Raw genomic sequence first — 24,858 nt, 5'->3', positions numbered from 1 at the left:
GAGAGCTGGTTTGGAGCGGGCGATGGGAATCGAACCCACGGCTCTAGCTTGGGAAGCTAGGGTATTACCATTATACGACGCCCGCTTGAGGCTATATTTTACTGCATTTTAATAAACGCAGTTAGTTCGATGAGCACATTCAGCAATAAACCAGCCCCTAAAATTCCAGCGGATCTACATCTACCGCCCACCTGACTTTTGATGCAATCGGCTGACCTCTTAACTGACCAACTAAATTTTTAAGCACGTTTTGCAAAGCTTGCCTGCTTGTGCTTTGCATCAGTACATGACCGCGCTCCATACCTTTTAGTCGCTCCATTTGCGGTCGGATTGGGTCGTACACCGTGACATCATTAGTTAATTCACGTGCTAGTGTAAACGCATGATTCAAAAATTGCTGTACTAGTTGATATTCATTAGCTTCAGCGCGCAATAGCGCCATGAATACGTGTGGCGGAAATTGCACTTGTTCGCGTTCTTGCAGCATGGCATTTGCGTAACTCACATAATCCTGGCTGCGCAGGGCGTTAAATAAGGAGTGTTCAGGAAACTGGGTTTGAATAATCACTTGACCTGCTTTATCTGCACGGCCAGCGCGGCCGGCTACTTGCATAAGCTGTGCAAATAGCCGCTCGCTCGCTCGAAAATCTGGACTATGTAGCGCACTATCGGTATCAATCACACCCACCAAAGTAAGGTTTGGAAAATCATGGCCTTTTGCCAGCATTTGCGTGCCAACCAGAATATCTATTTCCTGGTTATGCACTTTATCCAAAATTTCAACTAAAGCATCTTTGCGGCTAGTACTGTCACGATCCACCCTGGCAATACGTGCAGTTGGCAACAACTGCGCCAGCGTTTGTTCCAGCCGCTGAGTACCATGCCCAGTTGGATGTAAATCAGCATTGCCGCAACTTGGGCATTGGTTTGGGATTTTCTGCTCATGTCCGCAATGATGGCAACGTAAGGCTCGAAGCCCTAAGTGCACCACCAGCCGACTGCTGCAACGCATACAGGGTGCAATCCAATGGCAGGCTGAACATAACAAAACGGGCGAATACCCACGGCGATTGATAAACAACAAACTCTGTTCTTTACGTTTTAATCTTAAACGTAAAGCAGCAATCAATTGGGGTGTTAAGCCATGTTGTAGATTAACTTTAGTGGTATCGATGCATTCAATATTAGGTAATTGTGCAGCAGTGACCGCGCGCTGATTTAAGCTAAGTAAATGATATTTGTTAGCCGCTGCGTTATGCCAGCTTTCAAGCGCGGGCGTAGCCGAACCCAATACCACAGGAATATTCAATCGCTTTGCCCGCACCAAAGCCACATCACGCGCATGGTAACGCATGCTATCTTGCTGCTTATAAGAACTATCGTGCTCTTCATCAATGATAATGAGCTTTAAATTAGGTAGGGGCGTAAAAATAGAAAGTCGCGTGCCAATCACAATTCTCGCCGTACCTGACTGCGCCAACTGCCAATTACGTAAGCGTTCACTCTCACTGAGATTACTATGAAGGCTCACCAACGGGTAATTGGATAAACGACTTCTAAAGCGCGCTTCTAACTGTGGCGTTAAGTTGATTTCAGGCACTAAAACTAATACTTGCGCACACTTATTCTCTAGAACGTGTTGCATTAAACGAATGTACACTTCTGTTTTTCCGCTACCAGTAATGCCATGCAATAGCCAAGCCTTGAAGCTTTGCGAATCATTCACAATCTGTTTGACTGCCATTGCTTGTTCTTCATTAAGCTCTGGCATTACCGCAGCTGGCATTTCAGGTAGCTTGATTGAAACTTGCACTTGCTTGCTAATTGCCCAGCCATCGCTGACTAACTGTTTTACTGCTTTACGCGCACTGCTCGAAATTGCATCTAAATCAGCCTCAGTCAGTAAGCTTTCTGCTCGCAAAGCGGCAAATACGCGACGCGTAACTAACTGGCGCTTGGGGATTTGCTCAACTGTTTGCATCTGGCCAAAATCTGTAAGCTGATAGGCATAATGCTTGCGTGATACCGCTGGTGCGATTTGCCGTAATCTTGCAGGTAGCGCAGATAACAAAGCCTGACCAAGCGGATATTGGTAATAACTTGCACTAAACTTTACCAAATTTAACGTTTCCGCATCTACCGGCAATTCATCAGTAAACACTTGTGTGATTGGCTTAAGCTTTTCAATAGGAAAATCGCTAGTGTCCGCCATATCCATCACAATACCAATCTGGCTTCTGCGGCCAAACGGCACCAGTACACGCTGACCAATCTTTACAACTTGGCCACCACTTAAATAATCAAATAAGCGGTCCAGCGGCACATCTAAGGCAATTTTCAGGATAAGTTTAGGCAAATTTATTTTAAACTTTAGTTGTTATTATAATAACTTGGTTAAATGTAGCCATTTGATTTTCAACTGTTTAAAGAAAAAATGGCGACAGTAGGTTAAAATATCACTCTTAAATTATTTACTTAAGCGCGAATTTGTTTTGAAAGCACATCTTACCCAATTACTGGCATCTGCCGCAAAAACTATTGCGCCTGACAGTACAGAAATCAGCATTTTACTTGAACGCCCTAAATCTGCAGAACATGGCGATTTTGCTACCAATTTAGCTTTGGTTTTGGCTAAACCGCTGAAACAGAACCCTCGGGCCATTGCTGCGCTGATTATTGAAGCATTACCTGCAAGCGACTATATCGCTAAAACAGAAATTGCTGGCGCTGGTTTTATCAATTTCTTTTTAAATGCGCAATCTCAACAATCGGTAGTAAAAGAAATTTTAGCTGCAGGCGCGCTCTATGGTCGCAACAATATTGGTCATGGCTTAAATGGCATAGCACAAAAGGTGCAAGTTGAGTTTGTGTCTGCCAACCCAACAGGCCCTTTACATGTGGGGCATGGCCGCGGTGCTGCAGTAGGTGATTGCCTGGCACGTTTATTAGACGCAAATGGTTGGGATGTAACACGTGAGTTTTATTACAATGACGCTGGCGCGCAGATTGATAACCTCACCATTTCAGTTTTAGCGAGATGCAAAGGTATCTCGACTGAACACGAAAGCTTTCCTGAAAACGGTTATCGCGGTGAATACATCAATGACATTGCGGCAGCCTATTTAACCAAACACACTGTAATCGCAGATGACATTGAAGTGACTGCGAGTGGGGATATCAACAATTTAGAATCCATTCGCACGTTTAGTGTGGCGTATTTACGGCACGAACAAGATTTAGATTTAAAAGCATTTCAAATTAAGTTTGACGTATTTTCGCTAGAAAGCGCGCTTTATACTAATGGAACCGTTGAAAAAACGGTTCAGGCTCTGATTAAAAGCGGCCACACTTACGGAGAAAATGAGGCTCTTTGGCTTAAAACTACCGACTTTGGTGATGACAAAGACCGCGTGATGCGCAAAACGGACGGCGGCTATACCTACTTTGTACCTGATGTTGCTTACCATACAGATAAATGGAATCGCGGTTTTGTTCGTGTAATTAACGAGCAGGGTGCAGACCACCACAGCACAATTACCCGTGTGCGTGCCGGTCTGCAAGCTTTAAATATCGGCATTCCAAAAGGTTGGCCTGATTACGTGTTGCATCAAATGGTCACCGTCATGCGCGGTGGAGAGGAAGTAAAACTCTCCAAACGTGCGGGCAGTTATGTAACCTTGCGTGATTTGATTGAAGAAGTAGGCTGCGACGCGACCAGATATTTCTTAGCAGCGCGCCGTTCTGATTCGCAATTGATATTTGATATTGATTTAGCCAGAGCGCAAACCAATGACAACCCTGTGTACTACATTCAATACGCTCATGCGCGTATTTGCAGCGTATTAACGCAGTGGGGTGGTAGTACAACGCAGTTAGATAAGGTGGATTTAAGCTCGCTGACTAACGCACATGAAATTGCACTCATGCAGCGCCTAAGCACTTATCCTGAAACGGTTGCAAATGCTGCTACGGAACTTGCGCCGCATACCATTGCTAATTACTTAAAAGATTTAGCCAGCGATTTACACAGTTATTACAATGAATATAAATTCTTAATTGATGATGAAGCGGTTAAACTTGCGCGCTTAAGTTTAATAAGCGCAACGCAGCGAGTGTTAAGAAGCGGTTTAGATTTACTTGGTGTAAGTGCCCCGGAAAAAATGTAATTTTATTTGCAAATCAACACTATCATGACGGTAAGCCGATACAAGCACAAACAGTTTCGACTAGGCATAATCAGCAAAGTAAGTTTAGATTTACAGATTTAATAAGGACCAAAATTAATTATGAGTAGAGACTACAAACCAAGTGCCGAAAAACCTAGAAACAGCAAAAAAGGGAGCCCATTTTTAACAGGCTTACTTATTGGAGTTTTATTGGGCGTTGCCGCGTCACTAAGCGTAGTTATGTATATAAAAGGCGATAACAGCCCGTTCAGCCTACAATCAGGCAAAGAACCAACCAAGCCCTTAGCCGATAAAATCAAAGAAAACGCAAAAGCAGAGGCTGAGAAAGCTGCTGCCGAAAAGTCCGCATTGGCGAGTGCCGACAATACCGAAAACCAAACTCGCTTTGATTTTTACACTATTTTGCCAGGCAGCGAGAGCAAAGTAACGAAAGAAGAAGAAATCAAAATCAAAGAAAACGAGCCACAACCAGTTGTTCAAAAAAGTTACTTTTTACAAGTTGGCGCATTTCAAACTGAAGAAGAGGCTGATAACCTAAAGGCCAAATTAGCATTACAGGGATTTGAGGCCGTAGTGCAAACTGCCAGCATTCCTGATAAAGGAATTTGGCATCGCGTTCGCGTCGGACCGCTAAATGATTTAGACCAGATTAACAAAACAAAAGGTGATTTACTAAGCAACGGCTTTAATGCTGATTTAATTAAAGTAAATATTGAAAATCAGTAATTTTTAAATTTATGCCTTAATTTATTATGCATTGAATTGTCAGCCGAAACAGGAGTCATTCGTTTGAGTTTACATGTTGTTAGTGAATACCAATATTTTTAATATTTAGATAAAGCAAAAGGAATATAACAATGAAAAAATTGTTGAGCGCACTACTTTTATTAGCCTCATTCAATGTGTTGGCGGCAGACCCGCAAATGGGCAAAGATTTTGATAAAACGGCTCAGGCCATGCCAAACGATACGCCAAATAAAATTGAGGTGACCGAGATATTCTGGTACGGCTGTATTCATTGTTATCACATAGATCCTATGGTGGATGTATGGGTTAAAAAACTGCCTGCTGATGTCGTATTTAAGCGTGTACCTGGCCTGCCTCAACCCGCATGGGCACCAATGGCTAAAGCTTTTTACGCATTGGAAGATTTAAAGTTATCTGACAAACTGCACACAGCCTTGTTTGATGCAGTGAATAAAGATAAAACACTCAACCCAACTAACGAAGCTGCTGCCATTGATTGGATCACCAAAAAAAGTGGTTTAGATAAAAGTAAAGTAGAAGCTTCATTTAAATCGTTTTCTATGAACAATAAGCTAAACCAAGCGGCACAAATTTTCCGTGCTTCTGGCGCGACTGGCGTACCTAGCTTTATCATTAATGGCCAATTCATTACTTCAAGCACAATGGCTGGTGGTAACGAGCAAGCACTAAAAACTGTCGATTATATTGTTGCAAATATTCGTGCTGACAAAGCTAAGGTGGTTACACCAGCAAAAAAGTAACTGAAGATAAAAACTGGTTTAAATCTTTTTACAAATGGATTTTTAATTGGTAACTTTTGCAGTGCAACTGTAATTTCTGACTGCTTAAAATAAACCCGTTTCTGCCTGTTGGTGAAAACGGGTTTTTTTATGTGCTTAATATTTTCATTTTTCTTTGCTCATTTTTTAAGGTTCATAAAGGTTCACATATGAAAGTTTTTATCACTGGCGCATCCAGCGGCATTGGCGAAGCACTCGCTATAGAATATGCAAAACGCCACAATAACAAGAATACAATCATAGGCCTAATAGCCAGACGTAGTGAGCACTTACAAAACCTAAAACTCAAACTAGAAAAATCACATCAAGTAAAATGTGAGATTTATCCGTTAGACGTGCGTGACGACGCTGCACTCGCATTAGCTGCAAGTGATTTTATGCTGTTACATGGCACACCAGATGTAGTGATAGCCTGTGCAGGCGTTAGCCGTGGCACTCTAACAGACCACAAAGAAGATATTGCTGCATTTCAAGCCGTGATGGACATTAACGTCATGGGCTTGGTGCATACTTTTCAGCCATTCATTGCGGCCATGAAGCAGGCGGGGCAGGGACGGTTAGTCGGTATTGCAAGTGTTGCCGGAATACGCGGCTTACCCGGTGCGGGTGCTTATAGCGCAAGCAAAGCTGCGGCAATAACTTATTTAGAAAGTTTACGGGTAGAAATGGCCGCCAGCAATATTACTGTAACCACTATCGCGCCAGGCTATATTCGTTCCGCCATGACAGCTGTTAATGACTACAAAATGCCATTTTTAATGGATGCCGATATTGCTGCGACTAAATTTATAAACACTATCGAACGCAAACGCCGTTTTGTAGTGATTCCATGGCAAATGGGTTGGCTGGCTAGATTCATGCGTTTTATACCGCCAATATTATGGGATTTTGCCATGAAAAAAGCGCCTCATAAGAAGCGCTTGGATTGGGATTGGTTATAAGTAAAAAACCTTAACGTGTGATGGGTTTGTGACGAATACGTTTCGGCTTCGCGCCTTTGTCGCCGAAATTGCCATCACGCCAACCTTATGTGCTTTAGCACCAAGAGTGGCGGGGAAGGCGCTTGCGGTCTCTGTGGTGTAGTTTCGGGGGCATACCAATTGCTGGTACGGAAGGCGTTCGTAATAGGTCGATGTATTCTTGAATCTAACGTGTAATTGGTTTATAGCGGATACGCTTCGGCTTCGCGCCTTCCTCACCCAAGCGTTTACGCTTATCAGCCTCATATTCCTGATAGTTTCCGTTAAAAAAGGTCCATTGTGAATCACCTTCAGCTGCTAGTATATGTGTGGCAATACGGTCCAGGAACCATCTGTCATGTGAAATTACCAATACACAACCTGCGAACTCTAGCAGCGCATCTTCTAGTGCACGTAACGTTTCTACATCTAGGTCATTTGAAGGCTCATCAAGCAACAGCACATTGCCGCCAGAAATCAGTGTTTTAGCTAGATGTAAACGTCCGCGCTCACCGCCAGAAAGTTGGCCTACGATTTTTTGCTGGTCACCGCCTTTAAAATTAAAACGGCCAATGTAGGCGCGTGATGGCGTTTCATAACGCCCGACAGTCAAAATATCAGAGCCGCCAGATATCTCCTCAAACACAGTTTTATCGCTACTTAATTCATCACGGCTTTGGTCAACATAAGCAAGCTTCACCGTTTGGCCGATTTTTACCTCACCGCTATCGGGTTGCTCCTTTCCTGTAATCATTTTGAACAGGGTAGATTTACCCGCGCCATTCGGGCCGATAATACCGACAATGGCGCCAGCAGGTACACTAAAGCTCAAATTATCAATTAACAAACGGTCTTTAAACGCTTTAGTCACTCCGTTGAACTCAATGACTTGGTCGCCCAACCTCTCGCCTGCAGGAATGAAAATTTCCTGTGTTTCGTTACGTTTCTGGTATTCAGCACTGGCAAGCTCTTCATAGCGGGCAATACGAGATTTACTTTTCGCTTGGCGGGCTTTGGGGTTTTGGCGCACCCATTCCAATTCGGTGTTCAATGCTTTACGGCGTGAAGACTCTTGTGATTCCTCTAACGCTAAGCGCGCTTGTTTTTGATCTAGCCAGCTTGAGTAGTTGCCTTTCCACGGAATACCATGTCCGCGGTCTAGCTCTAAAATCCACTCCGCTGCATTATCGAGGAAGTATCTATCGTGTGTGACTGCCACCACGGTACCGGGAAAACGCACAAGAAACTGTTCTAACCATTCTACTGATTCTGCATCCAAATGGTTGGTTGGCTCGTCCAACAACAACATATCAGGCTTAGATAGCAATAGTTTGCACAATGCCACACGGCGTTTTTCACCGCCTGATAGCGGGCCGATTTTCGCATCCCATGCTGGTAAACGCAGCGCATCCGCGGCAATTTCTAATTGTGTGGTTAAATCTGCGCCGCTGGCGGCAATAATATTTTCGTACTTGGCTTGTAGCTCTGCCAGTTTATCAAAATCTGCATCTGGCTCAGCATAAGCAGCATAGACGGCTTCTAGATTAGCTTGGGCTTGCATTACCTCTCCCATACCAGACTCAACTTCTTCACGCACCGTTTTTTCCGGGTCTAGTTGTGGCTCTTGTGGCAAGTAACCTATAGTCAAATTTGGCTGCCACTGCACCTCGCCCTCAAACTCTTTATCTACACCAGCCATAATGCGCAACACAGTCGATTTACCCGAGCCATTCAGCCCTAACAGACCAATTTTGGCGCCTGGAAAGAAAGACAGCGAAATATCTTTAATAATCTGTTTTTTAGGGGGAACCGTTTTGCTCACGCGGAGCATAGACATTACATATTGGGCCATGATATTTACTTACATGTTAAAAAATGAAAGCTTAACAGAAAGCAGGATGGCTTGCTCGCTAACACTTCTTTGCATACACTTGCTCATAAAGAATAGTGCAGCAAATAAGGCTATAGCAATCTAGGTATAATGCATTCACTTAATAAAAAGCAAAATAGACATGGCCATTAAATCAACAATATATAAAATCGATCTGCAAGTTTCAGATATGGATCGAAATTATTACCAAGCTCATAATTTAACATTAGCGAAACACCCCTCAGAAACAGATGAGCGCGTAATGGTGCGGCTAATTGGCTTTGCAATGTATGCCAACGATGCGCTGATATTTGGCAAAGGCCTGAGTGACGATGAAGAACCAGACTTATGGCAAAAGGACCTGACTGGTGCCATCGAACTTTGGATGGATGTAGGCTTACCCACAGAACGCGATGTCCGTAAGGCAGCGGGCCGTGCCAAACAAGTGATAGTGGTGCTCTACGGCGGAAGAATTGCCGATATGTGGTGGACGCAAAATAGCAAAGCGCTACTAAAAATAAATAATCTAACGGTGATCAATTTACCTGACACAAAAGAATTAACGAGTATTTCACAGCGCGGTTTGAATATCAGTTGCACTATTCAGGATGGGCAAATTATGGTGGGGCACGATGGCGGAAGTTTTGAAATTATGCCGGTTATTCTAAAAGAACCTAGCAGCTACTGACGTTAAACGCTTACCACACGCCCCGTCTTTATATAGCATTATGTTATAACATAATGCTTATTCAGTATTTAATCATTTAAATAATATCCCATAGAATAAGCCTTTTATTGTTAGCATCCAGCTACATGCATGCTTCGTGGAGTACTTAATTTGAAAATTCGCCGTTTAGATTTAGATGATAAGATTATTAGTCAGCCACATGTTGAATTAGGTCTCCCGCCCGCTGAGTATGACGTAACTCACGCATCAGATCATCCGCTACTTCGAATAGCCAGCTATATAGTTGTTGCCGTATTAACAGCGCTTATTTTCTATTTCACCTATAAAATATTTTTTGGTAACAACGGCCTTAGTGGCAGTGAAATTATTACTAACGCATTACATGATCCAATGTTTTGGAGTGCAGTTGCGGTTGGGCTAATTGCCCAAGTGATTGATGGTGCACTTGGCATGGCCTATGGCGTCACTTCAAGTAGTTTTTTGTTAGCAGTAGGCGCCTCACCAGCCATGGCAAGTGGGGCAACGCACTTAGCTGAAGTATTTACCACTGGGGTATCTGGCGTTGCTCATCTTAAAATGGGTAATGTGAATAAAAAACTATTCTTTAGCCTGTTGATACCTGGCATCATTGGCGCACTGATAGGCACCTACATTTTAGGAAATATTGATGGTAAAGTGCTTAAACCTTACATCAGCGCTTACTTGTTACTGATGGGTTTATATGTACTGAGTAAAGCTTTTCGCCATATTCGGGCTCGCCATGAAATCAGCACCGCCAAAGTCGCACCTTTAGCACTGTTTGGCAGCTTTATGGACACCACTGGAGGTGGTGGCTGGGGGCCGATTGTAACAACGTCTCTGGTAGGCTCAGGTCACGACCCAAGAACCACTATAGGCTCAGTCAATTTTGCCGAATTTTTTCTAACGGTGACAGTGGCCGCTGCATTGTTTTCTATACTTGACCATAGCGTTTGGATTATCGTAGCAGGCTTGGTAGTCGGTGGTTTATTTGCCGCGCCATTTGCCGCCTACATAACCAAACACCTCAAGACCAAAACATTGCTGATTTTAGTTGGAAGTTTAATTAGCCTGATTAGTATTTTTAATTTATATAAAGCATTTTAAAAAACCTGACTTAATCCTTGTTTACCCTGTTTTATTATCTGAATACCTCTAAATACTTATGGTTTAAGCTTACTACTGCTTCGCGCAGAGTGTCACCCCAACGCCGCCATTTGCGCTTCACAACGGCGTAGTACTTCTCCGCCGATACTTGGATGAAGTTCCATTTGCTTGCGTTCGTCAACGTCCAACCGACCTGGTTTCAAGAGGATGTCGTCTGGAATGCCAACTTTGCCGATGTCGTGCATGGGAGCAAAATGGTAAACATCACGTACATACGCTGGTGTGATTTTGGCTGTGTACTGAGGATCATGCCTCAACTCCTCAGCAACCAGTGCGGAATAGAGTGCCATGCGCACAAGATGGTCACCAGTTTCAGTATCTCTACTCTCGGCAAGTTTAGCCAACCCTTGCACCGCAGAAGCAACCAGATTCTCCATGACTACGGTTCTTTCCAGAATGTGCGAGATTGTAGCTACAATGTTCTTAAGAAACTCGACATGCTCCTGTTGATAATTCTGGTTTTTACTCGCAAAAGTCATGATGGCACGGTTCCCGCCTTGACTTAGTAACGGTAAATATACTGAAGCACTGAATCCATTACTAACTAGAACCTCTTCCAAACTATCCTGAGTAATACGCTTTGTTGATAAGGTAAGCGCCAATTGTTCATTCAACAGCGCAGCCCAACCTCCCTGATGGGCATTAAATTTTCGCTTTCCTTAATACTCAAAGGAGTTGGACTGAAATGCAATTGCTAAATTGCCTGATGACCGTACCAGCTTGTCGCCATGTTCATCGATATACTCAGCAGCCCATGTTAGGCGAGGCTCTTTTAGATTTTTTCCAAGTTTTTCACCAAGCCCCTTCTTGAAGATTTTCCATTCTGCTGCGGTCTTACTCATTTGTAAGCGAGACCTGTCATCCCACGTACAATAAATAGCATTGTGCTCAGGATGGCCAGTCATGCCTGCGTCAATCTGTCATGACTCAAGCGAATGTACAATGCGCTCGTAGAGCGCAGTTTGTTTTTGCAGGTCTTGCCAGTAGGTTCCTAGGTCACGGTTGTATTTATCATCATCGTCCGGAGCTTGCTCCGCATAGTCACGTGCTTGTTCTGCCATGGTTTGACTTATGACGTGCAGCTGACCCGTCAAGTTGAGAATCAAATAATCATGCTGACGCAATTTAAGCGCATGTAATGTATAACCTAAAGTGCCTGCCAATACCAAAAAAATAAGGACAGCAAAACCGATTTGTATGCGTATAGATTTAAACCAAGGGAATGTAGTCATGAATTAACCTAATTATTTTCGATTCAAAGAGTTGCCGGTTCTTCTATACTCTTGTGCAAATCAAGCTACCTATCTGCTTAGTTTAATAGCGCGTAGTGAGTGAAATAAGCCAATCCGGCGATGCTGCCACAATTAAGGTTTCAAATTGTTTATCTAATCCAGTAATGATAAGTAGACCAACAAGTAATAGAATTGCACCAAGGATACGTTTGCCTATTTTACCTACGGTAAAAAGTTTACTTCTAACTCGCATCATGGCTTGACGTGAAAGCAAGCCTAATAAAATCAGTGGTAGCCCTGCGCCTAATCCAAACAACGCCATCACTAAAGTAACATGTGCCAAATTTGCACCTTGACTTGCCAGTGTAATGGTTGCGCCTAGCACTGGCCCAACACATGGGCTCCACACGATTCCCAGTAATAAGCCCAATACAAACTGACCGGATAACGAGTCAGTCGACACTTTACTTAATAGAGTATTACCTGAGCCGCCTATACCGGCAGTTGCACTGGCGAACTTTTCTTGCAAGGTACTAGAAAGTAATACGATGCCAAACGTGATTAACAGCACAGCGGCGATGACTCTGAATACCTCTTGATCTATTCCAATCGATGCACCTATCGTTGCTATAAACACCCCAACAGCGGTAAATGAAATGGCTAATCCAAGTGCTAATGCATAAGGACCATAACGATGCGTATTAAGCGCAGTACCCACTAAAATAGGCACAAGCGGCAATACGCAAGGAGATAAAATAGAGAGCACGCCCGCCAGAAGACTTAACCCATAGACACCAAAACTTGCAATCATATTAAATACTCCGTTGAATTGCTTAAATGGCCTTTTTTAATAATTTTTCTATGCTTTTAGGTGATGTGTCACCAGTACTACGCGCCACTTCTTTAGATCCTTTAAATGCAATCAAGGTGCTTTGTTTACTGACATTAAAGGTTTTTAAAACATCTTTCTGTCCGTCAAAATCTACACGTAAAACAGTAATTGACTGAAACTCTTTTTTCTTGAGTAAGTTATTAACGATGGGTGCTTGGGCGCGACAAGTTGGACACCACGGCGCATGCACTTCAACCAGAATTGATTTACCTGCTTTCTGCAAACTATCGAACCCAGCTTGAGTGAACGCGGTAGGATCAGCAAATGCGGTACCAGAAACAAGAATGCTAGTTGCTAACAGTAATGATTTAAATAATGTTTTCATAATGACCTCTGAGTGTTAAATGAGAACATTTGTCGCAAAAGAAAATGATTCCTTACAAATTTTGTAGATTTATTTTTATGGTGAATCAATAGTTCTAAAGAAATAAAAAAAAATTTGTAAGGGTGTGAAAATGATTCCGACTAACTTGTGTGTAGCACATGATGAACGTATTTTGTGTTCACTTAAGTATTTAGATGCTCTGCCTTAGCTATATGTGATCTTTGACTATAGCGGGTAGATTTTTATAATAAATTCGGAAGGAAATATCATGTCTATTCAAACATCAATGGTTCGTAATGGTGCAATGATTGCAATTGGTGCTGCAGCACTTGTGTTGTCTGGTTGTGCTGGCACTATGTCAAAAAGCGCTTCAAGTGGTGAAATGGTGCATTGTGCTGGCGTAAATTCGTGCAAAGGGACGAGTGACTGTAAAACTGCTGAGAATGCATGTAAAGGTCAAAATGTCTGTAAAGGTCACGGCTTCTTGGGGATGAGCGCTGCTGATTGTACTGCCAAACATGGCACCATTATTTAATAATCAAACAAACGGTATGTACGTCATACCCTTTTCACATTAAAGATAGCTTCAACTTAAAGGATCACTATTATGATAGGTAATATTCAAAATAAAATGCGTACAGGTGCAATGATTGCATTTGGGGCTGCGGCATTGATTCAATCTGGTTTTGCAATCAGCGCTGAAATGGCGACAGAAGCTAAAGTGCATTGTGTAGGTGTAAATTCATGCAAAGGAACGAGCGACTGTAAAACCGCTGAGAATGCTTGTAAAGGCCAAAATGTATGTAAAGGTCATGGTTTCTTGGCGACGACTGCGAAAGATTGTGATGCAAAAGGTGGTACTGTAGAAAAGTAATTTTTAGGTAAATGAGGATCAGGTCTAAGACGTGATCCTCATTTAGTCAATTACACCTCTAATATATGCAAAATCCCCCAAATACAAATCGTCCTTATCTAGGATTTGGCTTAGGTTTGCGCACTCAGCATTACCATAGCGTTCTTGATACTAAACCCAACGTGGATTGGTTTGAAGTGCTTTCTGAAAACTACATGGTACCTGGCGGCAAGCCCTTGCATTTTTTAGACCGTATTCGTGCAGATTACCCTGTCGTCATGCATGGCGTCTCGCTTTCTATCGGCTCTACCACGCCTTTTGATCAAAATTACCTACGTGACCTACGTCAGCTAGCAGATCGCATACAACCTGAATGGATTTCTGACCACCTATGCTGGACGGGCGTGCATGGGCAAAACATGCACGATTTATTGCCATTGCCTTACACTGAAGAAACAGCCAAACATGTCGCTGAACGAGTAAACATTGTGCAAGATTATCTTGGACGCAGAATTTTGCTAGAAAATGTTTCTAGCTATGCGAGTTATGTAGACTCTACCATGAGTGAATGGGAATTTATTTCGCTGATTTGCGAAAAAGCTGATTGCTTGCTGTTGCTTGATGTAAACAATATTTACGTGAGCAGCTACAACCACGAATTTGATGCTAAAGCCTTTATTAGTGGCGTACCGGCTAATCGCGTGCAACAAATACATCTTGCTGGTCATCATAATCATGGCGATTATATTATCGATACACACGATGCACCAGTAATCGACCCAGTATGGGATTTATACGAATATGCAACATCACGTTTTGGTAAGGTTTCTACTATGATAGAGCGCGATGACAACATCCCAGAGATAGCTGATCTGGTACAGGAGCTACAAAGAGCACGAGATATTGCAGCGCGTTATCCTCAAAAAATTCTCAATGGAATAAAGCATGAGTGACTTAGTGCAGATCCAGTCTGATTTTCAGGCTTTTTTAATAAACAATAAGAATATTGCTTTCACTCATCAAATTGTTGACGATGACAAGGTAGGCGCCAAGAAACGCCTTAGTATCTACTATGATGCATACCGCCTGCGCATCATAGAGGCATTAGCTACAGTGTATCCTAAACTTAAAATGCTTTTAGGAGATGACCTGTTTGATAAAACTGCTCGAGAATATTTAGATAAATATCCATCGACTTATCGCAATTTGCGCTGGTATGGTGGAAGCATGCGGGAGCACCTACTCTACACACTACCACAACACCTTGTGGCAGCCGAAATGGCAGATTTTGAATGGGCTTTGTCGCTAGCGTTTGATGCCGAAGATGTAGATGAATTAACGTTGCAGAATCTTGGTAAATATCCCCCAGAAAGTTGGAGTAATCTAAGCTTTAAATTTCAACCGTCTATACAAGTTATTCGCACACGTTGGAATATTATCCCTATGTGGAAAGCACTAGAAGCGGAAGAAATGCCACCTGCATTAATCCAAGAGAGCACCTATCAATCATGGTTGATTTGGCGCAAAAACTTAAATTCGCAATTTCGCTCTATGAGTGAGATTGAAGCTGTTGCGCTTAATTTGGGCATGATGGGTGCCACTTTTGGTGAAATTTGTGCCTACCTAGAAGATATTCTTAATTTGGACGAAGCCACAATAACAGCAGCTCAATACCTTGCTAGCTGGTTAGAAATGGGGTTAATTTCTAATGTGGCCTTAATTCAATTTAAAAAGTAACGCATTTTTATGAAGAACCGACAAAAGTGCGTTACCTATAAAATTAACTACAAAACGGTAATTGCAAACTTTGTAAAATTTCGCCATTTCGAGAATCTTGTACAAAAATTACCGCGCCTGCATTACGCAATTTCCACTCAGCCTTTAAGGTAATATTTTTTACAAATTCGTTTTTGGTGTTTAGCTGAAAAGCGCCAAAAAAATCACGCACAACATAATCATGCCTCAGTTCACGGCCGTTATTCTCGCCAGCATTTACTTTGCTAACCAATTTATTCTCATAAATTGCTACAAAAATATCGGCATTTTTGACGTCATCAGGATTGACGGCCTGTGCCGTCGCTTTTAGTGTAATTTCCCCATTGGCCTGTGTAATAGCATTTAGGCTTAAATTAGCGCGAGAAGCTAATTTCTGATTCGCCGAAATTGCCTGATTTAATCGCGACACATCTGCTCCTTTAAAATCACGTCCGCTTAATACAAATTGCGGCGTATACACATAACCAGCGCCTGCAAATGCGGCAGTTTTGCGTTGGCGGTCTGAATATTCAGCTTTGGAGAATTTATCTTGCCAGCCGATATAGTTCCAATAATCCACATGAAAAGCCAGCGGAATCACTTTATGGGCATCTGGTTTCAAGCCACTTAGCCATTTGTCGGCTGGTGGACAGCTGCTACATCCTTCGGATGTATAAAGTTCAAGTAACGGTACAGTCGTTGAATCACTTTTTGCAAAACATTCCGCTGCAAAAATCGTTACTGGCGTGATAGATAATATTACAGGTGCAATTAAATTGAATATTGCTTTAGATAATTTTCTATATTTTTGCGTCATGACTTGATCTCCATTATGAATGAAGTTTAGTCGTAGAAATTGTTAAAGACTTACATGAGAGTTAAACACAATCGCTATATAGTAGTTTTGGTTAAATATTCATCACCATTTAAATGTAAACAGCCCGCTCGATAGAGAAGGTCATTATTCGTCTAAAAAGCAAGCAACCTATCTTACTAGCTAATATTCGAACACATAACATCGTAATAATCTACGATACAACTTTATTATTTAGGGTACAACTTTATTATTTGCAAACAATTTGTTCTCATAAAATAAAGTTCTTTCCTAAAATGCAGCTAAGTCATTGATTTTCCATAGTCACACTTAAACGCCAAAAATATATAGTTCTTTCCTAGACAAGCTCATCAATTACAAACTATTCCGAAACGCATAAAATAAAGTCCTTTCCTAATATTACAGATTGATCTGCTTGAGCCTCAAGGCCGCGAACTAAATGATTAAACCTCTTTTCTTAACCCCAACCTATCCAGAAGTTTCATTGACCATACAGTTACTTGCCCTTGGCTATCTGCTTTATCCCTTGGAGTAAGCACTCTCGGCAAACGCTCACAAGAACAAATTTTGTCCAGTAAATGCTCAACTTCATTATCCCAGTGCCCGCTAGCGTCAACCAGTCCATCTAGCATTAGCTTTACCGACTCCTCTAGCGCCTTGAATGACAGGCAGCTTTTGTAACGCAACACTATCAAGGATAAGGCTACCTCACCAGTACGATCCACATCAAGTAACACTATTGGCGGTAAGGCTGGCAAAGTAATGGTAACGACTAATGCAGTTCGCTGGGTGCGATTTACTAAAGAAAACACTCTGCCACCCTTGATTTGACACAAGGACATAGCAAAATGTGCTTCTGGTAACATTTCTGACATGTGTCGCACAGTATTAGCCAACGCTTGCTGGTCACCCATCGACTCCCACTTCGCTGGCGTTAACAACTTAAACTCCAGTGATGGAAGGCTGGCATTGCTAACTTGCTCTCCTGCGCTAACCTTGATAATTTGTCGCTTCTCAATTTTGGCAGGACCTACATCTGCTGCTTTTGACCCCTTACCCGCGGGCACTTCTACATCAATCAACAGCTTTTCAATGTTAATATCACGATCAAAATCCGACTGTTTAGAATAGAAATTAATCGCTTTTTGCCCAATGTCGGACTTACTGCCTAACTGCCCGTCATCTAGTTGATAGTCATAGACAATTTGTTCTTGGGGAGCGCTTGTATCTTCATCTCCCCCGGGAGCGCCTACGATTGTTGGCTTCTCTGCTAAAGTCCGAATAACTTGCTTTAACGTTGGGTGTCCATAAGACAATTTGTCGCAAGGCTGCTGCTTTCCAGTTAGGTGCAGTAGTTCAAGAACTAGCCAAGTGTTCCCATGCTGCACACCTCTAAACGTCCATACAGAGTTTTTCAAGGCTGGAGGAGCAAAACTCACATACTGCTGCCTATGGCTTAGTAAATAGACACTATCCCAGGCACGCCTCGCCTGTGGATCAAGTGCGATCCAAGCAAACTCTTGCGCAAACTTATGAGATAAGCAGTGTTTAGGTAACTCTGCGGTAAAACGCAAAACTAGATTCGGACGATGACCAGGCACTTCAGGATGAAACAGAAGGTTAATAGCTCCTGGTCGCATCAACGCATTGGCAAGCACTCGGTTATGCAAAAACAGATAACGAATCAATTCTATGGCAGGAATTAACACTTCACCTTGAGAGGTCTTATAACGAAACAGTCGCTGAATGCCTGCCTCGCGACCTTCGAACGAATAGAGTTTCTGCGGAATATCTGCTGAAGAGACTTCCTCAAATTGAGAAACGTCAGCTATCGTCAAGGTTTCAATCATCCCCCTAGCTGGCAACGAAAGCAATTCACCTTCAGAAAAAACATGCCCTAGAGAAAGCATTGGCAACATACCTATTGGCAATTGCATCATGTGGAACTTACCTGATTCCATGCCGCGTACGACTGCACGTACAAACCAAGACTCTTTTACATTTTGCTCAAATCCAACAAACCAATATAACTCAATATGCTCCCCAGCAAATTCAGAAAATTGCTGAATCTGTAGCTTACTCATGCAGCAATACCTAAAGTATTAGGTGGTAATTCAAGTATCGCACTAATTCGCTCTAGATTACCTGAACTTAATCCTGCCTTACGCATCACTTGCCAAGCTTTAACGCTACCATCACGCTCCAATTCGAAGATAGCCCAATAAATGCGGCGTACCTGGAATTCATCTGTACTTTCTACAGTATCTTTTAGAAATGCCATCGTCATCGGCAAGCGATGCTGACGCTTGGCAAACCAGTTACGTTTACCAACACGGCGTTCCAGTTCGGCGATTGAGACACGCACGGGAGGATTCTCTACAAGAATAATATTAACCAATCTACGAAGCTTCATAACCAAACGCTGATCAATATTTACCCAGTTATGGCGCGTATATCCATTTTTAGTTTTTTTACAAACAGACATTATTTGTGATGATGGTAATGGCTTATCTGCTAGCTTATTACGCGGCACAATTTCTGAATTAATCCGCTTCTGCGCAGACTGCATAAGTTTCCACGGGACGACAACATCTAATTCCCGTGCGAGACGTAGTACCGTTTTAGGATCAATCTGTAATGCACGTCCAACACTTCGTAAGCTCATCCCCGCATCAACATATCTACGCAAAGCTGGCTCTAGTAGAGGGCCATAATGAAAAAATCGGGTTGGCCCCATTTTGCCAGTTGTTACATCAAAATTACGAGTGTAAACATAACCACAAGAACAAGAAAACACCCCTACAGATTTGCCATGATTACGGTGTAAACTAATATCCTTGATTGATAGTGATGATTGATGTTGCGCAAGCGGATTCAAACAAGGCCAAGGACCTTTTCCAAATGGATCGACATTTACCGCAGTCTGTGCAATAAAATCTTGTACCAATAAATGGAATAACGGATGACTTGCCTTACGATGCTTGCGAACCATAGTCGCCAGCCATTCACCTCCTATTTCACCATTTTCTAGTACATTCGGCAATGCATCCAACGTCCCTCCATAAAAGTTCCTAAATTTTTCATGGAATAGTTGCTGATTCATTGTATTCGATGCCCGAGCCAAGCCTACTTCGAGCATGCGGCTACGATAAAAATATGTCCAACCTGCATAGGTTCGTGAAGCAGGTGGATGGTTTAGCAAGTCGGCGCTTAGACGTGCCAATCGATGTAAATTTAACATCACGGAACTATCCAAGTTTGGTTCTGAAACAATTGTTCTCGCCTGGTATGGGCAATTTCTTGAAGTTGCAGCGATAAACTCATGTCGGCTATGCTGAGTAAAAGACACTTCACTTTCTAGCAATAGGCAGCCATGTTCTGGACAGACCATTACACTAGGTAATTGGTGATCTCGGCGCCAGTATAACTCGCCATATCGAACCTGCATTTCATGCGTACATTCATGGCAAAATCGTAATTGTGTAATTCTCCCAACACGAAATGCAGCAAGACCTAGTTTCACATGCAAATTTTCAATTTTGCCTTGCTTCATCGCCTGTCTGACTTTGGATTGCAAATATGGGGGCTCAAATGCAGTGAAGTACGGATATAGCGTCAGCGTATTGATAATCCTGTCACAGTTCAATTCGCGATCATGCGGAATACGTTGAGCCAATAATTGAAGATGCCCTGGCAAATCATAAGTCGCAATTACTTTCCGATTATCGAATAGTACTTGCAGCGTATGCACCGGCCCAGGTGAGCCAACGTGACGATGATAACGCGCCAACACGCTGTACAACAACTCTTCGGGATAAATGGTGGGAAAGTATGACAACATCCTGAATTCTCAAGCCGCAATATCCAATAGAGGCGGTTTTACAAAACCGGCATTAAGAAGCGCTTGGTACCCAGATTGCCCACCCTGCTTGCCCAGTGCAACAATTCTCCGCAAATCATTATCAGGACGAAGTTCAGATTTTTTCTGCTTGGAGGGTTTTTGCTTGATAGGTTTAGTCGCGCGAGCAGACAACCTTTCCGAAATGATTGCCATCAACAGCAAAGGGTCTGCTGACAGATTCTGTGCACACGCTTCTTCAATAAGTATTTGCGTCATGTCTTCAGCAATACCTAGCATTTGCAAAGCTGTACGAATTTGAGCTAACTCATCAACACTAGACGTGGATACTAGGGTTTCACCCTTTGTTTGTGTCCGTTGAACAATATCAGAATCGCGCATCTCTACAGCAGATGCTATCATCTGTTCTATATGTAGCTGTAACGGCTGCAGATCGTCATACTTCCGCAATGCCTTAGTATCATTTGCTCGTAACGCATCCAACATTGGACGCACAATTCTAAAGTCCTCTCGGGCAACCTTACGCAAAAGCTGCGGCGTTAGAAACTCCGCTGTGCCACGCACACTCCCGATACCTACTACCCGTAATTGTGCCAACATAAACAATTTCACCACGATGTCTAAAATACCTTGGCTTTCGTCATACAGCACTTCTCGAATCTCGGGGCTTATTGGAGTCACATCACGAGTCCATTGATGTTGCCAAAGCTGATCTATAAAATAATCCCACAGCTTACCTTTAGGCATACGATCCCAAATCAATGAGCCTAATCCACTTGCACGACGTGCTTGACGAAAGTTATCCTGCAATAATGGAACTGCACTCAATGTACCTATCAGAATCACAGGCACGCCGATTGTATTAACCAATGTCACCAAAAAATTCAACAAAGCATCTGGACCAATCTTAGTTTTGTTCAGATGCTGAATCTCATCAATAACCAGCACACCTAGCGCATGTAGATTTGCCACATGTGCCATATGCACCATCATTTCATCTACACTGGCTCGACGACTGCCATACCAGTTAAAATAATTAGTACCTACCAATCGGTCTACCGCCGAGAAAAAATTGATACAAAGTTGTTTAGGTGAGCCTTGATGAGGGCAATCAAGTTTTAACCAGACAATTTGCATCAGACTAAAAGGTTCGGAGTGCTGGATACACTGCGGATATTGGTGCAATACTTTCTCCATTGACTTGGATTTTCCTATCCCAGAACAGCCGATAAGAGCAAAGCTAGTTGCAGTATTTACCACTGGATGACGCGTTGGAGCATGTAGAGATTTTGCTTCTATTCTTTCGGCACCGCTTTGTAAATGGCGTATATAATCATTTGTCTGTGGATTACGACCTACATAACCCTGTCGCAATAACATCCCAAAACGCTCAGCCAACTGAAGTTGACGTTCTAACGGCTCAAAGTAACGACCCAAACGCATAATGCAATGCTTACGCAATTGGGCTGGAAACTTACGTTCCCGCTCATGAAATTCAGGGCGTGATGCTAAAGCGTTAAGTAACTCACGTTGAGAGAGTAATGGCGGTAAATGTGAGATGAAAATATTGTCTTGATACTCAGGTAAGGTGTCTGACGAAGATTCATTTTTTGGGCTTTGCATCGTCATCTCCTAAACTACCCAGAATTTCAAGAATATCTGGCTCACTATAATCGTCACTAGTAGCACTGGGGAATGTCAAAATGTCTGCGCTTTTGCCTGATGCTGGCTTGTCTGAATTAAAACGAAAAGTTTCAGATTGACGATTAGACTGCTTTTCATCTGCGCGATGCTTGCGGATATTTTTGGTGCGACTAGCAGCACTCTCAACGCTGGAAGTGCTTTTTCGTTTAACCGCATCTGAGACAATACCTTCAATACTAGCAGCAAGGTCTGCTGAAGCCAGTTGCTGCCGAGGCTGGCGGTTTGCGGAAACATTTTTCTCAGATGCCTGCTGCTGCTCGATTTCCCAAAGAGACATCTGTTCATGAGCACGACTACGTTCAGTCATTTGGCAAATCTGAAATTGCATACTTACCAGCGCATCATGCAGATATATCTCATCCATATTGCGTGGATCGTAGGAAATCTTAACCTTCCAAGTACCTCGTTGGCGAGCACGGTCAAACCATCGCTCTTCAATGGCTTTCTGACAAGTGTAATAAATTCCTTTAAACCTAATACCATTTAATGTCACCGTCGCCTCTTGCACTGGCAACAAACTAAAGCGTACCAGTGTCTCTGGATATTGCCGCAAACTACCACTTCGATTGGCAATACCCCATTCCCAAAGATCAATAGGCACAGCAGACACATTGTCTGCAGTAAGATCAGCATCCTTATCGTAACGATCAATTTCGTGGTGGTTGTTATAGTACAAAACACATTCAATAATAATGCGTGTGAACTGATCGAGATCCAGAACTGCATCTAATCGATAATCCTTACCTCCACGTGCGCGGTAATCCGTATCAATATAGCCTGGCACATGTGGCTTAAATTTTGCTGGCAAGAGACGAAAACGTTGCTCCACAATACCCTTCCAATCGGCACGATATGCAGCAGCATTTTCAACAGTCACGTTAAAATTGTTTAATAGGGCCTCGATCATAGACCCTTCAATTTCACCCCGATCACCAAGCAAAATGGCAGGAAGGTGACGGCAAGGCCATACATCAGCAGAAATCTCTATTCCTTGCTCTTTGCAAAATAACTGCTTATCAGCGGCGGTATTTGCTAAAGCCATCATAGCGCCAACCCAGGATGGCCCTTCAAGACCAACATAGATACCAACAATCATGCGACTGAATACATCAATTACAATGTACAACACTGGGCGGCCTATGATTTTATTTTGATCAATCCGTGAAACCAGATATACATCAGCAATCGTCGCATCAAGCTGAAATCGTGCACATGGTCCCCATGCCTCTGCAGTTGAAGTGCCGAGCAGTCCACGCAAGTCTTTATCGTATATACGCGGTCGTAACCGCTCACGCTTAATTTCCAGACGATCATGATCCTGCTCTAACCAATAGTAAAATTGCCCGTATGACGGAAACCCCTGCACCGCAATTTCTGAATTGGGGAGATGTATTACCCGTCCCGTCTCAACATCAATAGTCCGCTCGCAAAAGAAATCCTTAATCATCTGGTCATATGCACCACGTAGTGTGAATTTTTTATCTGAGATATAAAATCGTGCTACTGCCACTCGAAATACTTGGCGTATTTCTTCCGTAATATTCAACCCAGAAAAGTCACCAAATTTTCGTGGTCGACCGCGCTTGATAACGGCATTGGCCTCTCGGATTTTGCCTTTAGCTCCTGAATTCCCAAAATCTGGCAATAACGAATTAGGCGTCTGCCCACGCTGCCAGTAGCGACGTAAATAAAGATAAATTGTAGGTTTTGTTGCCAAGCCAGCTTCTACACAATCCGCGATACGCTTAGCTCGATATGTTGGATAATAAATACTTGGTTGATCATCCACTAAATCAGTAATAATTTTCCACGCGTAATCACGCCGTTGTTTGTGTGATTCAGGTATAGAAGCTTCTTCCATAATTGATAGGTAAGGATCAATTGTCAGCAGTCTTGCATTTCCAGTTTGTAGATCGCCCAGGAGTTCATTTAACTGAACAAGCTCCGGCATAGCGTCAGTGGTATTCACATCTATCACGAATGCAACAGACTGTGTAGGGTGTACCCATAGCAATCGAATCGTACGTGTTGTAGGCGCCAGGTATTCTAGAAGATCATTAAGCATTAGCATCATGCTGTTTTACTCATGAGATTAGAGATTTCTGAACTACCTAATACACTTATTAAATTACTCATATCAAACTTTGCATCTAGATTGATACTGATTTTTTTATTTGCTGCCAAATGTCTAATAATCATTAACGGTTCACCTTTGGCAAAGCCCTGTGCGCTTTCTAAGTGTTGATTAAACTGTTTTATTGTCATACTGGTTGCTTGTTGCAAGCATATGAGAAATCGGTTGCAGCGATCCTTCCAGTATCCAGAATATGGCTCCTCCAGATATTCCAACGACTGCATTTCATGTAACCAGCGAAGATTTTTGATTCGCTGCTCTGGTAAGTCAAAATCAGTGATTAGACCCCATTCAACACCTTTGATCTCCCAATATCGGCGCTCGATTTCCTGCTTTTCTAGCGTGCGCTCATTGTCTAGCTCTGTAATTGGTTTTACCGAACGCGCCATCAAAACAGTGCTTATTCCACCTCGCACATCAACAAGAAAGTCTGTCGTCATGACAATTTCGGTGCGACTATGTGGATCAACTGGGTGAGTAACGCCCATCTCTGTAGCAATACGTCTGGTCAACTCTCGATCAAGCGGAAATTGTTCACGAATGTCAGTTACAGCATCAGACCAATCTAACAATAAAAACACGGCTGTTTCATTATCAGATAACAGATGGTGTTCACGCTGAGTTTTGCGGCAGTGAATACGTGTTGAGCGACCGTGGGATGACACATCTTGAATGGTGAGCCAAGGCTGGTAGTCACTGCCATGTCCCTCACCACGACCTTCTTTCAAAAATCGTGTTATTTTGGCTTCATCAAAGCCATATCTACGTTTTGCCATAAGTTGTTTTCAGTTCGCTTTAATCGCGTAGATAAATGAGTGTTAAATATTCATCTG

The 24,858-nt window shown here is 42.7% G+C and carries 23 protein-coding genes and 1 tRNA gene; 10 read left to right on the top strand and 14 right to left on the bottom strand.

What is annotated here, in order from left to right:
- Positions 1 to 11: 11 nt before the first annotated feature.
- Positions 12 to 85, bottom strand: a tRNA-Gly gene (locus Q8J82_RS12990).
- A 72-nt stretch (positions 86 to 157) separates the two neighbouring features.
- Positions 158 to 2,356: a primosomal protein N' gene (locus tag Q8J82_RS12985; RefSeq protein ID WP_304890661.1), complete on the bottom strand. Its 2,199-nt coding sequence runs from the start codon at positions 2,354 to 2,356 to the stop codon at positions 158 to 160.
- Between the two features lie 136 nt (positions 2,357 to 2,492).
- Here Q8J82_RS12985 and argS point away from each other — a divergent pair, with 136 nt between their 5' ends.
- From argS to Q8J82_RS12965, 4 genes are all read left to right on the top strand, one after another.
- Positions 2,493 to 4,166: an arginine--tRNA ligase gene (argS, locus tag Q8J82_RS12980; protein WP_305252291.1), complete on the top strand. Its 1,674-nt coding sequence runs from the start codon at positions 2,493 to 2,495 to the stop codon at positions 4,164 to 4,166.
- 120 nt (positions 4,167 to 4,286) lie between these two features.
- Positions 4,287 to 4,913 carry an SPOR domain-containing protein gene (locus Q8J82_RS12975; RefSeq protein WP_304890659.1) on the top strand — a complete coding sequence of 209 codons (627 nt, stop codon included), beginning with the start codon at positions 4,287 to 4,289 and terminating at the stop codon, positions 4,911 to 4,913.
- A 131-nt stretch (positions 4,914 to 5,044) separates the two neighbouring features.
- A complete protein-coding gene (locus Q8J82_RS12970; RefSeq protein ID WP_304890658.1) occupies positions 5,045 to 5,695 on the top strand; it encodes a thiol:disulfide interchange protein DsbA/DsbL in 651 nt (216 codons plus the stop codon).
- A 188-nt stretch (positions 5,696 to 5,883) separates the two neighbouring features.
- Positions 5,884 to 6,675 (top strand): SDR family oxidoreductase, encoded by a 792-nt coding sequence (locus tag Q8J82_RS12965; protein ID WP_304907981.1) that lies wholly within the window; start codon positions 5,884 to 5,886, stop codon positions 6,673 to 6,675.
- Between the two features lie 205 nt (positions 6,676 to 6,880).
- On the opposite strand, the gene ettA is transcribed toward Q8J82_RS12965, so the two are convergent.
- A complete protein-coding gene (ettA, locus tag Q8J82_RS12960; RefSeq protein ID WP_304890656.1) occupies positions 6,881 to 8,545 on the bottom strand; it encodes an energy-dependent translational throttle protein EttA in 1,665 nt (554 codons plus the stop codon).
- 160 nt (positions 8,546 to 8,705) lie between these two features.
- Here ettA and Q8J82_RS12955 point away from each other — a divergent pair, with 160 nt between their 5' ends.
- Positions 8,706 to 9,251 carry a YaeQ family protein gene (locus tag Q8J82_RS12955; RefSeq protein WP_305328449.1) on the top strand — a complete coding sequence of 182 codons (546 nt, stop codon included), beginning with the start codon at positions 8,706 to 8,708 and terminating at the stop codon, positions 9,249 to 9,251.
- Between the two features lie 150 nt (positions 9,252 to 9,401).
- Positions 9,402 to 10,376 (top strand): sulfite exporter TauE/SafE family protein, encoded by a 975-nt coding sequence (locus tag Q8J82_RS12950; RefSeq protein WP_305328448.1) that lies wholly within the window; start codon positions 9,402 to 9,404, stop codon positions 10,374 to 10,376.
- 92 nt (positions 10,377 to 10,468) lie between these two features.
- Here the strand turns inward: Q8J82_RS12950 and Q8J82_RS12945 are convergent, their stop codons facing one another.
- The 5 genes from Q8J82_RS12945 to Q8J82_RS12925 all read right to left on the bottom strand — a co-directional run bounded on the left by Q8J82_RS12945 (position 10,469) and on the right by Q8J82_RS12925 (position 12,885).
- Entirely contained in the window at positions 10,469 to 10,915 is a 447-nt protein-coding gene (locus Q8J82_RS12945) for an HD-GYP domain-containing protein (protein WP_305328447.1), read from the bottom strand.
- A gap of 180 nt (positions 10,916 to 11,095) precedes the next feature.
- Positions 11,096 to 11,278, bottom strand: coding sequence for a hypothetical protein (locus Q8J82_RS12940; RefSeq protein WP_305326947.1), 183 nt, complete (start codon positions 11,276 to 11,278; stop codon positions 11,096 to 11,098).
- Between the two features lie 78 nt (positions 11,279 to 11,356).
- Complete coding sequence (locus Q8J82_RS12935) at positions 11,357 to 11,668, bottom strand: hypothetical protein (RefSeq protein WP_305328446.1); 312 nt, start codon at positions 11,666 to 11,668, stop codon at positions 11,357 to 11,359.
- 82 nt (positions 11,669 to 11,750) lie between these two features.
- Positions 11,751 to 12,479, bottom strand: a complete 729-nt coding sequence (locus Q8J82_RS12930; RefSeq protein WP_305326945.1) for a cytochrome c biogenesis CcdA family protein — start codon at positions 12,477 to 12,479, stop codon at positions 11,751 to 11,753.
- 22 nt (positions 12,480 to 12,501) lie between these two features.
- Positions 12,502 to 12,885: a thioredoxin family protein gene (locus Q8J82_RS12925; protein ID WP_305328445.1), complete on the bottom strand. Its 384-nt coding sequence runs from the start codon at positions 12,883 to 12,885 to the stop codon at positions 12,502 to 12,504.
- Between the two features lie 268 nt (positions 12,886 to 13,153).
- Here Q8J82_RS12925 and Q8J82_RS12920 point away from each other — a divergent pair, with 268 nt between their 5' ends.
- The 4 genes from Q8J82_RS12920 (at position 13,154) to Q8J82_RS12905 (ending at position 15,475) form a co-directional block, all read left to right on the top strand.
- Positions 13,154 to 13,420: a hypothetical protein gene (locus Q8J82_RS12920; RefSeq protein ID WP_305326943.1), complete on the top strand. Its 267-nt coding sequence runs from the start codon at positions 13,154 to 13,156 to the stop codon at positions 13,418 to 13,420.
- Positions 13,421 to 13,492: 72 nt separating this feature from the next.
- Entirely contained in the window at positions 13,493 to 13,759 is a 267-nt protein-coding gene (locus Q8J82_RS12915) for a hypothetical protein (protein ID WP_305326942.1), read from the top strand.
- A 65-nt stretch (positions 13,760 to 13,824) separates the two neighbouring features.
- Positions 13,825 to 14,691 carry a DUF692 domain-containing protein gene (locus Q8J82_RS12910; RefSeq protein ID WP_305328444.1) on the top strand — a complete coding sequence of 289 codons (867 nt, stop codon included), beginning with the start codon at positions 13,825 to 13,827 and terminating at the stop codon, positions 14,689 to 14,691.
- Positions 14,684 to 15,475: a DNA-binding domain-containing protein gene (locus tag Q8J82_RS12905; protein WP_305328443.1), complete on the top strand. Its 792-nt coding sequence runs from the start codon at positions 14,684 to 14,686 to the stop codon at positions 15,473 to 15,475. The genes Q8J82_RS12910 and Q8J82_RS12905 overlap by 8 nt, the downstream gene beginning before the upstream one ends.
- A 43-nt stretch (positions 15,476 to 15,518) precedes the next feature.
- On the opposite strand, the gene Q8J82_RS12900 is transcribed toward Q8J82_RS12905, so the two are convergent.
- The 6 genes from Q8J82_RS12900 to Q8J82_RS12875 form a co-directional block, all read right to left on the bottom strand.
- The gene (locus Q8J82_RS12900; RefSeq protein WP_305326939.1) at positions 15,519 to 16,310 is read right to left on the bottom strand and encodes a thioredoxin family protein; all 792 of its coding nucleotides are present in this window, start codon (positions 16,308 to 16,310) and stop codon (positions 15,519 to 15,521) included.
- A gap of 461 nt (positions 16,311 to 16,771) precedes the next feature.
- The gene (locus tag Q8J82_RS12895) at positions 16,772 to 18,412 is read right to left on the bottom strand and encodes a hypothetical protein (RefSeq protein WP_305328442.1); all 1,641 of its coding nucleotides are present in this window, start codon (positions 18,410 to 18,412) and stop codon (positions 16,772 to 16,774) included.
- A complete protein-coding gene (locus tag Q8J82_RS12890; protein WP_305326301.1) occupies positions 18,409 to 20,169 on the bottom strand; it encodes a TnsD family Tn7-like transposition protein in 1,761 nt (586 codons plus the stop codon). Before Q8J82_RS12890 ends, Q8J82_RS12895 begins: the two co-directional genes overlap by 4 nt.
- A gap of 9 nt (positions 20,170 to 20,178) precedes the next feature.
- Positions 20,179 to 21,810: an ATP-binding protein gene (locus Q8J82_RS12885; RefSeq protein WP_305326300.1), complete on the bottom strand. Its 1,632-nt coding sequence runs from the start codon at positions 21,808 to 21,810 to the stop codon at positions 20,179 to 20,181.
- Positions 21,791 to 23,965 (bottom strand): Mu transposase C-terminal domain-containing protein, encoded by a 2,175-nt coding sequence (locus tag Q8J82_RS12880; RefSeq protein ID WP_305326299.1) that lies wholly within the window; start codon positions 23,963 to 23,965, stop codon positions 21,791 to 21,793. The genes Q8J82_RS12885 and Q8J82_RS12880 overlap by 20 nt, the downstream gene beginning before the upstream one ends.
- Positions 23,962 to 24,801 carry a TnsA endonuclease N-terminal domain-containing protein gene (locus Q8J82_RS12875; RefSeq protein ID WP_305326298.1) on the bottom strand — a complete coding sequence of 280 codons (840 nt, stop codon included), beginning with the start codon at positions 24,799 to 24,801 and terminating at the stop codon, positions 23,962 to 23,964. The genes Q8J82_RS12880 and Q8J82_RS12875 overlap by 4 nt, the downstream gene beginning before the upstream one ends.
- Positions 24,802 to 24,858: the final 57 nt, after the last annotated feature.

It is taken from the genome of Methylotenera sp., from assembly GCF_030684185.1.
Classification (GTDB): domain Bacteria; phylum Pseudomonadota; class Gammaproteobacteria; order Burkholderiales; family Methylophilaceae; genus Methylotenera.
The sequence above is the reverse complement of the archived record's forward strand: the minus strand, read 5'-3'. Positions and strand labels throughout refer to the sequence as shown.